The sequence below is a fragment of the Winogradskyella thalassocola genome, assembly GCF_900099995.1.
GTDB classification, from domain to species: domain Bacteria; phylum Bacteroidota; class Bacteroidia; order Flavobacteriales; family Flavobacteriaceae; genus Winogradskyella; species Winogradskyella thalassocola.
Genome location: NZ_FNCZ01000011.1, coordinates 78,835 through 94,527, shown reverse-complemented (window position 1 = coordinate 94,527; position 15,693 = coordinate 78,835). Strand labels below are relative to the sequence as shown.

The window sequence follows — 15,693 nt, the reverse complement described above, 5'->3', positions numbered from 1 at the left end:
AATTTAGTAGAGCATTTTTTTTGTTTGCAAAAACGCAAATACGCATAGAAAATATTAATTCAAGTTGTCAGCAAATTTCTAGCTTCGTGCTTCAATCTTAACTGCTTCCAACTTCTAACTTTTACAACCATGGGAATTGAACTCGTTATATTTATAGCCGCCATTTTATTCGGAATCTTTCTGTATTGGAGAGAATCTAATAGCAATACTACATATCGCTTTTTAAATAAAATAGTGAATAGTAAAGAGCTACAAATGAGTCCTGATAATCCAAAAGGATTTGTTTACCAACAATCACTTTTGCCACGTATTATTTTTGTGGTTAGTTTGGTTTTGGTATCCGCGTTAATCGTAGAGTTCTTAACGCCAATTGCTGTTTTTAGTAGTTATAACGGCGTTTCTGCATTTGCATCTTTTGCTGTTGGAACACTTTTAGGAACTTATATTGCTGGTTTTGTAATTAAATCGTCTGAAGTTATTGAGGAACAAAGTGAATCCTTAGAAGACAAGTTTGATGATGTCGTTGAAAAAGGTAAAGATTTTATAGAGGATCTAAGAACCAGAGAACCTAAAGTGGTTGAGGAAGCAAAGAAAGAAATTAAAACAGAACCTGAAATAGAAAAACCAAGTGCACGTGACCGTTTGAAAGATAAGGGTCTTATGTAATCCTAAATGTCATACTGAGCGCAGTCGAAGTATCTCATTAACATTATTATATTTATAAAATAACGAACAGATTGCCACAGTTGACAAAAATGTCAACTTCGCAATGACAAACAATTACTATGATAAAAAACTATTGGAACAAAGGAGGTAAACAAAAACGAATCACTGTTTTTGTGGTATTGCTATTATTAGTGTTATTGTTCTTTTTTAGGGATGATTATCAGCTTGTTCTACTATTTCTACGAAAGTATATTTTTGTTTTATTAGTTAGTGCGTTAATTCTGTTTTTTGGTTTACGAAAATTCAGAAAATCAGCTAAAGTAGGGAGTCGATTAGGAGTTTTAGCATTGCTCATTATCTTCTTTGGATTATTATATGTTGTAGGTTGGCATTATAAAATGTACGATTACATGAAAACGTATAATGTATTTAATAGTCTGAATAAAGTTGAAATAGATGAATTACCATTAACTCAAAACGAACGTATTCAACCGTTACGAAACATCTTTTCTATGGCTAATGAAAGTGTTGGTGAAACTAAAGATGTGTCGTTACCTCACTTGGTTAGAGTAGACGATCAGAATAAATGGACGATGGCCATTCAACCAAGTGAAAAGTACGTTATGCAACGTATTAGCGATAATACAGAAGAAGTATTTTCGGTAAGTAGTACCACACCATTTCCTAGATTTTCTAATGAGAATCGTATTGATGTGACGTTTTCAATTGGTGAATCTTTAAAATTTAGTAGAAATACCTACAATGCCGTAGTGCAGCGCTTTAATCCTTGGATGCTATTTAATCACGAGCCTAGTGATACCTTTTACATGAAAAATGATAATGGAGAATGGGTGCAAGTGGTGAGTTTAATTAAATGGAAAGGCTTCTTTTTTCCATATCCAAGTTTTGGGGGTGTGATGATTATTGAAAACGGAGAACACGATTTTAATGATTACATGGAGCGGATTTTAATAGGAAAAGGAACGTATGTGAGTCCTGATGACATTAAGAATTATCCGTTCTTAATGAAGCAAAATACCTTATCTGAAAAGGTGTCTCAACTAGAAGCAGAATCGTTAAAGTTTTTAGGTGGATTTAGTGATCCGTTACCTTGGAACATGAAAACGGCTGTGAAAATTCCTGTGATGCCTAAAGATCAAAATCAACAACCTTATGTTACTGACTTCAATTTTTCGGGTTCAAATAGCGATGCTTACAGTGGATTATATCATTGGTTTGGGTTAGAGCCGGTAGGAGATGAGCGTACCAGTTTAAGTTATAGTGTGTTTGTACCTGCTGATGGAACTGACAAATTATACTATTATGATCATGCCACTAGAAAGCAAGGTTATGCAGGTGTTTCTGCGATGCCATTAAAAGTAAAAGAGTCTAAAAAAGAATACGATTGGACGGCAAGTACACCTGTAGAATTTAGACCTTATATTAAAGACATTGCGGGTAGAAAACGTATGTTTTTCTTAGGAACCATATCATCAATAAGTTCTACAGATGCACAACAGTTTGACGGTTCTGCAACACCAGATTTAGTATTGATTGACAGCGAATACAGAGATGTGATTTGGATTGATGTAAAGCATCCAAGCACATGGGATCAAGAAGTTTATAATCAACTAAACGAAGCTTGGAGAGCAAGTGAAGGTATTGGTTATTTCTATAATGAAAAACCTAAAGATGAAGACATTATGGAACAAGAAATAGATTCCTTAATGCGTATTCCAAAAGTAGAAGATAATTCGGATATGATAAATGCTTTGCAACGTCAGCTAGATTCTTTGAAGGCTGCTGGTGGACAATAATGTAATGAAAAAGTTGAAACAAGTATATGTTGTTTATGCTATCATTCTTCTAATTTTTGTTTTATATCTTACTGCAAATATCTATAGGCTTGTAAATATTCATGATTTAAATGGTCTTTCTTATAGTCTAAAATCTATTTATAGAACCATTTCAATATATGGAATATTTAAATTATTCTTGGTTTTTCTGATTCCTGTTATAGCTATTTTTTATAAAAACAGATTCAGTTGGATACTTATTCTGACTTATTTTTATTTTCTGTTTTGTCGCATTATTACAAATTTATTATTTGATTTGACGTTTAATGATGTTTTAGATGTGTATATGGTTATTTTCATTGCTTTTTTAGTATTACCAATGCTTTCAATTTATTTACTTAATAGCACACCAACGTTTAAGAGTGTTTATGGTTTAGAAAAAAAATCATTATCGACATATAATCTTATGGCATTTATTCTCGGTTGTGGTTTGAGTTTGCTAGTATATATAAGTCAAAATAATCTATACTTTAGTAGCTTCTTTTAACTTTTAATTCTATCAACATTATGTTCCTTTCTTTTTTCAATACGTCATCAAAAGAAGAAAAATTCTGGAATTGGGTTTTAAAAAATAAGACTAAACTGGAAGCTTTTATTCATTCCGATTTTGAAGATTATACTGTATATAATAGATTGACTAATACGCTTAAAAAGTATAATTCATTGTTATTCCCGGAAATGACTTTAGGTGAAAATGGTAAAGTCGTTTTAATTATAACACCAGATGGCATGAAGGACGGGATTCTTCCAACGCAAAAGCTTTATGATTCCAAACCAAATTTAGACAATTGGATTATTAAAAAATTTAGGCAGCCAAATGACGAGATTGGGTTAAATTTTGACGGTGTAGAATATCCCAGTTCAGATATAACAATACGAACACAAATTAATGAGAAAGAAGAAAAAGTTGACGTTGAGATTTATATTAAAAATATGAATTCAGAGCCAAGTAAACATAAAACCTTAGCTTTTTTATATCTCGATCACATTTTAGGCGAGTTTAATACAATTACTAAAGTCGGATTTATCGACTTTAAACACTGGAATGATGCTGTTACTATCGAAGATGGTATTTCAATATTAGAGCTGAGAATATTGATAGAAAAGGAATTGTATTAACTACTAATGTAAAACCTGACAGGTCTTATTCATTATTTACATCTAAATAGTTGTAGCAAAGCTATTATATTAAGTCCTGTACTATAATGACAATGTTGATGATTTACTAAAACAAGAGTAGAAACTCTTATTACTTATTCCGTCTATTATAATTCTTATCACCTCTAGTTTTTGGCTTCTTATATTTTGCTGCAATTTTAAATTTATAAGAACCACCTAAATTTTCTTTAGAGTTTTTTTCTGATTTCTCATGGAAAGCTGGTCCAGGAGCATCTTCATCACGACGTTTAGTTGGATTATTTCGCTCACGTATTTGCGGACGCTCTTCTTCAATTAATTCAGTTGAAATTGTAATATCCTCAGGAATCTCAAGGGTTTCAATTTTCATTTGCATTAATTCCTCAATACGTTCTAGTCCTTCTTGTTCGCTTTCAGTAGAAAACAAAATGGTATGTCCTTCTTTCTCAGCACGACCAGTTCTACCAATTCTGTGCATGTAGTTTTCAGGGTAATCTGGTGTGTCAAAATTAATAACATGAGATACACCTTCTATATCCAAACCTCTAGCCATAACATCTGTAGCTACTAATAAACGATTTTCACCGTCTCTAAATTGCTCTATACTACGCAACCTGTAATTTTGGGTTTTGTTAGAGTGAATGACACAAGTTTCATTCGGAAACAATTCTTCTAACTGATCAAAAAGGCGATCTGCCATTTTCTTATACGCCACAAAAATTAAGACTCTTGAGAATTCGTCTTTATCACGAAGTAAATGTTCTAATAGATTTACTTTGGTATAAAAATTAGGAACATCAAAACGTTCTTGTTTAATGTTTTCTAATGGAGTTCCAGAAACTGCGATTGATATTTTTGTTGGACTTTTAAAAAAGTCGGTAATTAAATCATCAACATCTTTAGTCATCGTTGCCGAATACATAATGTTTTGGCGACGCGGAGGTAAAATATCGAAAATATTAAGGAGTTGATGTCTAAAACCTAAGTCTAACATCACATCAACTTCATCAATCACTAATTTTTGAATAGACTTTAACTGTAAAACGCGGCTCACTGCTAAATCATACAGTCGACCAGGAGTGGCAACAATGATGTCTTGCCCTTGTGCAACGGCTTGCTTTTGCGTATTAATGTTAGTACCACCATAAACACCTAAAACACGATTGTTAATGTATTTAGAGAATTTTTCAATTTCACTAACAACTTGAACCACTAATTCTCGTGTTGGTACTAAAACCAAAACTCTAGGGTTTTCTTGTTGCGAAAACTTCAAATTTCTCAATATAGGTAACATATAGGCAAGGGTCTTACCAGTACCAGTTTGTGCAATACCAACGACATCTTTACCGGCAGCAACTACATTAAAAGATTCTGCTTGTATTGGAGTAGGAGTATCAAAGCCTAAGTCGTCTAAAGCGTTATATAAAGGGGTATTTAAATTAAGGTCGTTAAAAGTCACGTTTCTGTTTTAAGGTGCAAAGATAGTTGTAATTAGATAACTATTTCTACAACTCTAAAAAATCTGTAATTAGAGTTTCTATTTTAGTCTTCCAATCCTCATCATATTCATCCCAATAGGTGTAAGAATCATACATTGTAAATTCAGTGTTTTGATCTATTTTTTTAAGGGGGCCGACGATACCTATGTACGAAATGTTTTCATTTGGATCTTCATCTATATAGTCGAATCTAACAGCGTAAAACTCTGAATCAGTCTTCTTAATTTTTTTCAAAATCTTAATTTCATCCGGATAACCTCCATCTTCACCAACATAATTGTAAAAAGAAAGCTTAGCGAATGTTTCTTCTTTAAGATATTTTTTGTCTACATCATGAAGTTTGTTGACTTTATGATAGGCTTCTATGATTTCAAATCTGAAATAGAAATCTTCTAAATAGGGATTCAGCACAGCTTCTGAAATAGAATAATTATTAAATATACGCGAAGTAATAGCTAATAATCTCAACCATCTGTCATCATCTCTGCTTAATAATTTGGAAGTAAAAGCATTGCTGATACTGTCGTCATATTTTACGGTATTTAGGCTATTTAAATAAGCCACCATTAAATTATAATAGGTGTAATCATAATCTTCATCATACTCATCACTAGGTGGAGGTATGTTAAAAAATACCTCGGCATCAGTCGTTAAATAATTTAGAATCTTATCGTAATTTGACTTTACAATGTCATTTGTATCTAATTCGGAGTTATGAATATCATTAGATAAGTATATAATGTCATTTCTGTATTGTCTTACAGACATAAGCGATAGTAGTTTAATGTAATTTTCTATCGCATAATTTAATGAGTCATTAAAAGGTTGAAATATACTATAGTCATAAGAATCCTCTTCAGTTGGCGGATTAGAAAAGAATAATTTGTTATAAAGCGGTAAAGATTGTTCTGATTCAATAGCTGGAATAGCAATCAAGATAGCCGTTTTTAAGATATCTGATGTTGAAGATTTGTTATAAAATGACTCCAAGGTTCCCAAGGACGTTTCATCATTTATTAAACTATATTCATTAATTAAACTAGCTTTTATCGCATCATTAGTGTCTTCGGAAAAAGGATAGTTAAGTGCGACGTTTAAAATTGGCAGATCATCTTTATCAAACTCGTAGTATTCAAAAGCTTTTATGGCTCTATTATACACTAATGAATCTGTAGATTTTAAATCTTCAATAATGTATTTCGCTTTAGATTCGAAAACATTAATATCAGAGATCACAGGTTTTACATCTATAGAATTGAAGACATCTTCTACAATACTAGTATTTAATTCTTCCTCATTTATAATGGCTTTAGCAATATGCATTCTGTAATTGTTATACCAAATCCGGTGGACAGTCACACGTTGTGTATCTTCGAATAATTTATTTTTGACAGTAAACTGAATTAATGAATCACCTTCTTTAACTAAAATGCGTTCATTTACAATACTATCATTGTATTCTATTGAGCCATTTTTGTAGTCCTCGAGAAATTTCTTGTGTGTTGGTATTCTGAAGTATTTGCCAATATTGTTATAACCATACTGGTAAATGTTACCCGTATTAGGGTTTATGGTTGTATAATCATACGAATCAATAACATTAGAATCATTGGTATCTAGTGTGTCGATATCTTCAGTTACGCGTTCAAATAATTTTATTTTAAAATCTTTATTTGGAGATTCGTAATCTGTAAGTTGTGATTGTTGATAAGGCAATAACTTAAAACTATCAAAGAAAAGATCATCAACACTCACTTTCTCAGTTTCGCTAAGTTTTTGTTTCATCAATAGATATGTTCTGTTCCCTCTGAAATAAGCACGTACAATACAATGATATTTGTTATTTAGTAATATTTCATATTCTCGTCCTTCTATGTCATCTAAATAAATAACTTTCGGCTCTGCAAGTAATTCTGATGTTTGCGTTAATCCATTTTCAGTTTCTTTAAATGCTATCTCGGGATTTTGAAGAAAATAACCCATAGGTTGGTCGTTATACCGAATCAAATAATTATTTAAATTTTTAGAATCCGTGGCCATGTAAAGATTAAGAAAATAAGGCTCACCATCAGGATCAATAGGGTTTGGGTGTTCTCTCGATACTTCTTTGGCGTCAACAGGTATTTGAATGGTAAAAGCTCCCTTTTCGCTTTTAAATTCTCGCCAACCTTTAGTTTCAATAACGGGTTCTACACCGTCGATAGTAATGGAATTAAAATAACGATCAATATAATTTTCGTTGATTTGTTCTTGTGGTGTTTCGGCTGAGAAGTAGTAAAAATGATTATTCTTAATTACAAACCGTGCTTTTATCATATTGCCATCGGGTAATTCAGCGGTAATATCAGACCCAAATTGATCTGAGTCCGCTAGCTCTTCTCGTTTAATAACGACTCCCTCTCTTTTTTCAATAATATTAGAAATCATAGTTTCTAATAAGGTGTCTATCTGAGATTGCGCCAAAGTATAGCCAGAATCAAATCCCATAAAAAGGTAGCTCGTTTTAGTAGGTATATCTCCATAGCCATGTATAATAAACTTATCGAAATCTTGTTTAATATTTGGTGTTTTTGGTAATTCAAGATTAAATCCTAAATCATGATCTATATAATTGTACCAATACCCTTTAGAAGTGTCAATTTTATAGGTGTCTGCAACTCCAGTAAATTTTGCTTCAACAACGCTAACGTTATAACCTTCTTTTTGTAATAACTCAATAACATTTTGTTCTCCTACTAAGTGAGCAGCTCCAACCCCAGCAAATAGACTACCTTTTTTCATTATGTCTATAATGCTATTGCTCATAACTTTATTTCTCGAAATCATAGTGTCGTCAATAACCTCGTATTGATTTACAAAAGCAGCAATTTTATTTAAATCACCAGTCGCATAAACTTTGGTCATTATTTCCTTGGTTCTATTAATACTATCAACATCAATACTCAAGTGATTTAAAATTTCTTCTATTTTATTCTCATCAGAAAGATTATCAAAATAGTTCATCTGATCATCTACATCTTCTAATCCGGTAATCGTTTTATTCATGGTGCGCGCCTGACCTAAAAGATAAAAATCTACAAAGGTCGATTTGCCATCCTCTTTATCAATATCAGGTATTAGCATGCTCATTATCTGATCTGGACTCATAATGTCAGAGTCTTCTAATGAGTACTCATTAACTTCTTCGAAACGTTCTAAAAGACGCTTATAGTCATTGGGTTTTAATAATTTTTTATAATAATCGTTTGCAGGGATGTCGTATTTTTTGCGGGTAATCGCAGCCATTAGAGAATCTGCATTGACTTCTAAAGCAAAATATTCTGTGCTTTCAATTGCTGGCATTACGGCATCACTAAAGTTAAATACTCTAGCATCATCGATGTGCATAGTCCCAAATATGTAAGAAGGAGAATCTGTGTTGCCACCTTCAATTTTCCATAACAAACTATAGTTATCATTGTTTTGAGCAAATGCAAATTGCGATAAAAACGATAGAATTATAAAAAGACGAAATAGGTGATTGTTTTGTAATATTTGGTAGCTCATAGGGTGGTGTTAACGTTTTGTTAAAGCAAATTAATATACTTTTTAAATAATAGGGCATTTTGCTTCAATAAAATTAAAACAACAATCTATAATTATGATCTAAACAACTTACTGTAAGTGATTTTTGTTTATTTCAATACTGTAGCTCGCATTAAATTGTGAACTAGCATCTAATTTTATAATCCCTTCTTTAGTTTCTATGTTTTGATCTGTAGTCTCGTTATCAGCAAAACCTAACCAAGGCTCAATACAAACATAAGTAGCGTTTGGTTTTGCCCAAATACCTAAGTGTTTAAAATCTTCAAAATTCAGAGTCAAAACGTTCCCTTTGGTTTTATGCTTTAAGCTTACTATTCTCGATTTTAAATTTTTAAAAATTAAAGCGTCTTCGTTAAATAGGTCTGGTCGAAGGTTTATCTTATTACCTTCCGTAAATGCTGGTTTGGTTTTATCAGTAATTAAACCCGTATTCATGTTTAATAGGTGAGACTGACTGTTTTCAGATTGCTCAAATTCTAAAAAGTAATCGGTATAATTTTCATCCTTCTTAAGCGGACAATTAAAAGCAGGATGACCTCCTAAAGAAAAATAAAGCACTTTGTCATCTAAATTGGTAACCTTATGTGTAATAGTTAAGATGTTGTTTGAAAGTGTATAAGTGATTTCAAACTCAAATAAGAAAGGATAGTAAGTATGTAATTCTTCATTTGAAACTAATGAAAACGTAACACTAGAATCTGACTGATTTTTAATCGTGAAATTATCGTTATGTCTTGCAAAACCATGCTTTGGCATAGGGTACGATTTGTCGTTGTAGATGTATGTATCATCTTTCATGCAACCGATTATAGGGAATAGGTTTGGCGCGTGACTTCCCCAAAACTCAGGATTAGCTTGCCACATAAATTCGGTATTATGCTTTGCTGAAGTAATATTACATAACTCAGCACCTTTAGATTTTATATTAATCTGTAAGAGATTATTCTTTAAACTATACATTGATTTTATTTTTCTTGAAATATACAATTCTTATAGAACCCATGAAATTGCTTTGGATTCAAATTTATTTCCTACCAAATTTTAATTTAGGTAAATTGCAGCAATTATATTTCTATTGAGAACAACACAAAGTCATCAACTTAAAAACAGCGCGACCTTTAAACAAAATTTATTGCTTTGGAGTCAGCAATTTGACGATATCGTTTGGTTAGATTCTAATAACCACAAGGATCAATATAGCAGTTACGATGCTGTGCTGGCAGTCGATGCGTTTACAACAATACGTACCGATTATTTTGATGCGTTTGAGCGTTTAAAGGAATATCAGACATTAACCAACGATTGGATCTTCGGTTATCTCACCTACGATTTAAAAAACACGACAGAACACTTAAAATCTAAAAATTATGATGGTTTAAATTTTCCTGATTTGTATTTCTTTCAACCTAAGAAGTTGTTTTTAATTAAAGATAACCAGGTTGAAATTCAGTATTTAAAAATGGTTGATGATGAGATTGAGGATGATTTATTAGAAATCGAAAAATCGAATCATCTAACCATCGAAAAATCGAACCATCCCATCAAAATAAAACTAAGAATCCACAAAGACTCTTATTTTGAAAAAGCAACTAAAATGCTGGCTCATATTCAACGCGGTGATATTTATGAAGCTAATTTTTGTCAAGAGTTTTATGCAGAAGACAGCGTTATAAATCCAGTTGAGACCTTTAATAAGCTAAATGCTATTTCAAAGCCGCCTTTTGCTAGTTTTTTGAAATTTGAAGATAAATATATGATGTCTGCATCTCCAGAACGTTATATTAAAAAGCGTGGAACAACAATTATTTCGCAACCCATTAAAGGCACAGCCAAACGTTCAAACAGTACAGTTGAAGACTTAAAACTTGCAGAAGACTTATCGCAAGACCCAAAAGAACGTAGTGAGAATATTATGATTGTTGATTTAGTGCGTAATGATTTATCGCACACCGCTATAAAAGGTAGTGTAGAGGTGAAGGAGCTTTGTAAAGTGTATTCATTTTTACAAGTACATCAAATGATTTCAACAGTTCAATCTAAAGTAGAACCAGAAACTAATGCTGTAGACATTATAAAATCTACATTTCCGATGGGAAGCATGACAGGTGTTCCAAAAATTTCAGCTATGAAAATCATTGAAAACCTCGAAGAAACGAAGCGTGGTTTATATTCTGGTTCAGTTGGTTATTTTACACCAAAGGGAGATTTCGATTTTAATGTTATTATTAGGAGTATTCTCTACAACGAAACTAAAAAATACATTTCCTATTCCGTTGGAGGTGCCATCACGGCAAAGAGCGATCCGCTAAAAGAATATGAGGAATGTTTAATTAAAGCAAAAGCCATGCGCGAAGCCTTAGAAAATTAAATAAGCTCACTAATACACACAACCTTTCTACAAGTTTTACATCTTTAGATAAATCCGGTAATGAAAAAGAATTTAAAATTTCTTCTGTTAGCACCTTTTTTAATGGCAATACTTTGTGAGTCTGACGATGACCAATGTAGTAGTATTTCGCCAGAATTTTGGTTAGATGTTGAAAACATCTCAGATAATTACAACACAGACGAAATAATTTGGATAAGTGCTGAAGCAAGTTCAGAGTTATTATTGGGTTGTCCTGGTGAAGATATGAGACAAGTACTTAGTGATGGATTATTTGTTCTAAAACTGACCAATGAATTAGAGAATCTAAATGCACTTGTTGTACAAGATTACGACGTAATTTATGAATTCGGCTCAGCATATGATGGCAGCTATTGCTCAGAATACGTTTCTTATGTGCCGGAATATTTAGATAATGAACTAGTTTACAAATTCAGAATAGGTATTTCAATTAATCAACCAGGTGATTACTGTCTTGCTATGGTAAAAAACAATTACTTTAACTTTGAGCAAGAAAATAATTTTGAAATATTCGAGCCTTATAACACTCTCGATAACAATGTTAAGTTTAATCGTTGTGGAAATACCTATATAAGATATGGTTACTTAGATCGTTACTTTTTGAGTATAAATCCGTAAAATTATTTACTCAATATGTCTTCTAAAGGTGCGCTTAACCTTATCAAAAATCGCTTCAACACGTTTCTGTTCTATCTTTTTAATCTTAGCTATAGATTCAAAATCTAATTTCCCAAAAATGTATAAATCCATAATGTTAGACACATTAAATGGTAACCAGTTGTAAAGCTTATCGAATACTTTTGGTGATTGTTTTGCAGATAAATCCTCAACTTCAAAGGCAGTTAAAATCGACGTTTCTTTGTCTGAGTATAACTGTAACGTTTCATTATTATCTTGGTGATAAGAAATATCATTAAGTTCTGTGTTTAAAATAAAATCGAAATCACCATCAACAGTATAGTCTTCACTAAGCTTAGATAATTCTTTTTTAAGTAATGCATCTGTACTAATCGTTTCTTTATGATAAGCTTCGTTTTTAAACAGCAGATTCATATAATTGTCCACAATTTTAAACAGTTCGAGTTTTACAGCTAATGGTTCTGCTTCGATGTCGAAATCAGTATCATAAAGTAGAATAATACTCTCGTCAATAATTCCGTTAGATGAAAACATATTTTTTGGCAAGATACCCGTGGTTTCAGCAATATAAATTCTATGTTTTACATAGGGGTGTAGATGTGGTATTGCAGAAAGCACCTTTTTTTCAAAGGTATTTCGTGTCTTTTCTGATGTTAGTTTTTCTGTTACACTCATGACCTAATAATTTTAAATTCTTTTAAAGTTAATTAAAAAGAAAACACATCAATATGATAAAAGTCATTTTAACATCAGAGAATATAGTCTAGAAATCATAAAACTTTGAGTATATGTGCTTCTAAAGGAATAAATAAATTCAATACCTTTGAGATGTGCAAAACGACTTTAATATTCATATAAATAAAAATCTTTCTATTTTAAAAGAGGGTAAATTGCTGATTGCTATTTCTGGTGGAATAGATAGCGTGGTATTGGCGCATTTATGTAAGCGTCATAATCTTAATTTTTCGCTAGCCCATTGTAATTTCAACTTAAGAGCAGAGGAAAGCAATAAGGATGAAGACTTTGTTCTAGAATTAGCAGAAGAATTAGATGTCGAAGTTTTTATTCAAAATTTTGATACAGAAACCTATGCAAAAGAGCATAAACGGTCTATTCAAATGGCTGCGCGCGAATTGCGTTACGATTGGTTTAAAGAATTAGCAGAACAATTAAAATTCGATTATATTTTAACAGCGCATCATGCTGATGATAATTTGGAAACCTTTCTTATCAACTTTACAAGAGGAACAGGGTTAAACGGTTTAACCGGAATCCCAATGATTAATGATAATGTTGTAAGACCCTTGTTGCCGTTTTCAAGAGCGCAAATTGAAGCTTTTGCAAAACAGGAAAGCATTTTGTGGCGAGAAGATGCGAGTAATGCGTCGCGAAAGTATTTAAGAAATAAATTACGACATGAAGTTGTGCCTATTTTAAAGGAAATCAATCCACAATTACTAGATAGCTTTCAAAACACCATTTCTAATCTTAATGATACGGCAGGTCTTATAGAAGATAACCTCAATAATTTTGCAGAAAGCGCTATTGTGAGTAATGATGCTTACGGAATAACTTATAAAATTTCAGAATTCAAAAAACTCAATAACCCTAAAGCGTATTTGTTTGAATTGTTTAAGGACTATGGTTTTACAGAATGGAATGATATTGTTGATTTATTAGATGCGCAATCTGGTAAGTTGGTAAAATCGAATTCACATCGTTTAATAAAGCATCGCGAGTTTTTAATCCTAACAGATTTTTGTCATTCTGAGCAAAGCGAAGAATCTCTATTGATCAATGAAAATAATAAAGAAATAGAAACACCAATAGGTAAGCTTTCTTTTGATACTGTTGAAGGCCTTTTTGAGGTTTCAAAAAACACAATTTACATTGATAAAGATCTCTTGAAATTTCCATTAGAATTCAGACTTTGGAAAGAAGGGGATGTGTTTCAACCCTCAGGAATGACGGGTAAAAAGAAATTGAGTAAATACCTTAAAGATGAAAAACAGTCTTTGGTTGAAAAAGAAAATACGTGGTTATTAACGTCCGATAATAAGGTCGTTTGGGTCGTAGGTAAACGTGCTGACGAACGATTTAAAGTGACAAACAACACAAAAAATAGACTTAAAGTTGAGATTCAATAAATTAATGTAAATAATTCACAATTAATTATTTAAGTGGGTTGTGTTTTTGAGCTTTAAGTGATTTTATAATAAAATAAAACAGACAATTTGATAATAAAAGGAAACATCGTAGATATTCAGAATCGAAGCATCTACAAAGGCGAAGTGACTATTAAAAATGGTAAAATAGAATCTATCATAGAAAAGGATTGTGAAGAAAATCATTTCATTTTACCAGGTTTTGTAGATGCACATATTCATATTGAAAGCTCAATGTTAGTGCCAAGTGAATTTGCAAAGATTGCAGTAAATCACGGAACCGTTTCTACCGTTTCCGACCCACATGAAATTGCCAATGTACTCGGGGTAAGGGGTGTGGAATTCATGATTGAAAACGGAAAGAAAACCCCTTTTAAATTCAATTTCGGAGCACCTTCTTGTGTGCCAGCCACGAGTTTTGAATCTGCAGGAGCAGTGATTGATTCGGATGATATTAAAACCTTAATGGCGAATCCTGATATTAAGTATTTGGCTGAAATGATGAATTATCCCGGAGTCATTTATGATGATGCTGAAGTGCTTAAGAAAATCGAATGGGCAAAACATTACAATAAACCGGTTGATGGTCATGCGCCAGGATTACGAGGTGATGATTTAACCAAATATATTTCGGCTGGTATTTCTACAGACCATGAATGTTTCACTTATGATGAAGGTTTAGAAAAACTTCAAAAAGGCATGAAAGTGATTATTAGAGAGGGTAGTGCTGCTAAAAACTTTAATGCGCTTATAGATTTATTAGACGAACATTATGAAAATATGATGTTTTGTAGTGATGATAAGCATCCAGATGATTTATTATTAGGACATATAAATGAAGTTTGTGCAAGAGCCGTTGCAAAAGATATTGATGTCTTTAAAGTATTACAAGCTGCTTGTGTGAATCCTGTAAAACACTACAATTTAGATGTTGGCTTATTGAATGTTGGTGACGATGCCGATTGTATTGTTGTAGAAGATTTAAAAGATTTTAAAACGCTTCAAACGTATATTAATGGAGAATTGGTTTCCGATAATGGAGTGTCAAAAATTAAACATGTTGAATTTGAAAATTTAAACAATTTTAACACAGATAAAAAACAAGTTTCAGATTTTAGATTCGAATCAAATTCAAAACAAATTAGAGTAATTGAATGTTTGGATGGTGAATTAGTAACGAATGAAATTATTGAAGATTCAACGATTGAGGATGGAAATCTAGTGTCTAATATAGAAACAGATGTATTAAAAATGGTTGTTGTTAATCGTTATCAAAATGATACACCAGCTATTGCATTCATTAAAAACTATGGACTAAAAGAAGGAGCCATTGCGAGTTCTGTTGGTCACGATTCACACAATATTATTGCTGTTGGTGTTTCGGATGAGGCTATTTGTAAAGCAGTGAACTTATTAATAGAAAATGAAGGTGGTATTTGTGCAGTTTCAGATTCAGAAGAAAAAGTAGTAGCACTTCCTGTAGCAGGGATTATGAGTGATAAAAGTGCTGACGTTATAGGAAAGCAATATTCCGAATTAGATAAAATGGCTAAACAATTAGGAAGCAAGCTTCATGCACCTTATATGAGTTTATCGTTTATGGCCTTATTGGTGATTCCGGCATTAAAATTAAGTGATAAAGGACTTTTTGATGGAGGAAAGTTCGAGTTTACTTCAGTTGAAGTCGCTTAAAATCCAATCTATCCTGCGAGGTTTTAAAAACCTTGTAGGTATAAAAT

The 15,693-nt window shown here is 32.1% G+C and carries 11 protein-coding genes; 7 read left to right on the top strand and 4 right to left on the bottom strand.

All coding sequences use genetic code 11. The features are described from left to right. The first annotated feature begins 129 nt into the window (after window positions 1-129). The 3 genes from BLT80_RS18165 to BLT80_RS18150 all read left to right on the top strand — a co-directional run bounded on the left by BLT80_RS18165 (window position 130) and on the right by BLT80_RS18150 (window position 3,641). Entirely contained in the window at window positions 130-666 is a 537-nt protein-coding gene (locus tag BLT80_RS18165) for a hypothetical protein (RefSeq protein ID WP_092470663.1), read from the top strand. Window positions 667-785: 119 nt separating this feature from the next. After that, window positions 786-2,483, top strand: a complete 1,698-nt coding sequence (locus tag BLT80_RS18160) for a hypothetical protein (protein WP_092470661.1) — start codon at window positions 786-788, stop codon at window positions 2,481-2,483. Between the two features lie 546 nt (window positions 2,484-3,029). Then, window positions 3,030-3,641: a hypothetical protein gene (locus BLT80_RS18150; RefSeq protein ID WP_092470657.1), complete on the top strand. Its 612-nt coding sequence runs from the start codon at window positions 3,030-3,032 to the stop codon at window positions 3,639-3,641. A gap of 130 nt (window positions 3,642-3,771) precedes the next feature. Here the strand turns inward: BLT80_RS18150 and BLT80_RS18145 are convergent, their stop codons facing one another. The 3 genes from BLT80_RS18145 to BLT80_RS18135 all read right to left on the bottom strand — a co-directional run bounded on the left by BLT80_RS18145 (window position 3,772) and on the right by BLT80_RS18135 (window position 9,703). Further along, a complete protein-coding gene (locus BLT80_RS18145) occupies window positions 3,772-5,118 on the bottom strand; it encodes a DEAD/DEAH box helicase (RefSeq protein ID WP_092470655.1) in 1,347 nt (448 codons plus the stop codon). Between the two features lie 46 nt (window positions 5,119-5,164). Continuing rightward, entirely contained in the window at window positions 5,165-8,704 is a 3,540-nt protein-coding gene (locus tag BLT80_RS18140) for a TraB/GumN family protein (protein WP_092470653.1), read from the bottom strand. 108 nt (window positions 8,705-8,812) lie between these two features. Then, on the bottom strand, window positions 8,813-9,703 hold the full coding sequence (locus BLT80_RS18135; RefSeq protein ID WP_092470651.1) for an aldose 1-epimerase family protein: 891 nt from the start codon (window positions 9,701-9,703) through the stop codon (window positions 8,813-8,815). Window positions 9,704-9,818: 115 nt separating this feature from the next. On the opposite strand from BLT80_RS18135, the gene BLT80_RS18130 reads away from it, so the two are divergent. Beyond that, the gene (locus BLT80_RS18130) at window positions 9,819-11,111 is read left to right on the top strand and encodes an anthranilate synthase component I family protein (protein ID WP_092470649.1); all 1,293 of its coding nucleotides are present in this window, start codon (window positions 9,819-9,821) and stop codon (window positions 11,109-11,111) included. 60 nt (window positions 11,112-11,171) lie between these two features. Continuing rightward, window positions 11,172-11,768 (top strand): hypothetical protein, encoded by a 597-nt coding sequence (locus tag BLT80_RS18125; protein WP_092470647.1) that lies wholly within the window; start codon window positions 11,172-11,174, stop codon window positions 11,766-11,768. Window positions 11,769-11,774: 6 nt separating this feature from the next. On the opposite strand, the gene BLT80_RS18120 is transcribed toward BLT80_RS18125, so the two are convergent. Continuing rightward, window positions 11,775-12,464, bottom strand: a complete 690-nt coding sequence (locus tag BLT80_RS18120; protein WP_092470645.1) for a hypothetical protein — start codon at window positions 12,462-12,464, stop codon at window positions 11,775-11,777. 155 nt (window positions 12,465-12,619) lie between these two features. Here BLT80_RS18120 and tilS point away from each other — a divergent pair, with 155 nt between their 5' ends. Both tilS and ade read left to right on the top strand, forming a co-directional pair. After that, the gene (gene tilS, locus BLT80_RS18115) at window positions 12,620-13,936 is read left to right on the top strand and encodes a tRNA lysidine(34) synthetase TilS (protein WP_092470643.1); all 1,317 of its coding nucleotides are present in this window, start codon (window positions 12,620-12,622) and stop codon (window positions 13,934-13,936) included. An 87-nt stretch (window positions 13,937-14,023) separates the two neighbouring features. Further along, on the top strand, window positions 14,024-15,646 hold the full coding sequence (gene ade, locus BLT80_RS18110) for an adenine deaminase (protein ID WP_092470641.1): 1,623 nt from the start codon (window positions 14,024-14,026) through the stop codon (window positions 15,644-15,646). The last annotated feature ends 47 nt before the right edge of the window (window positions 15,647-15,693 follow it).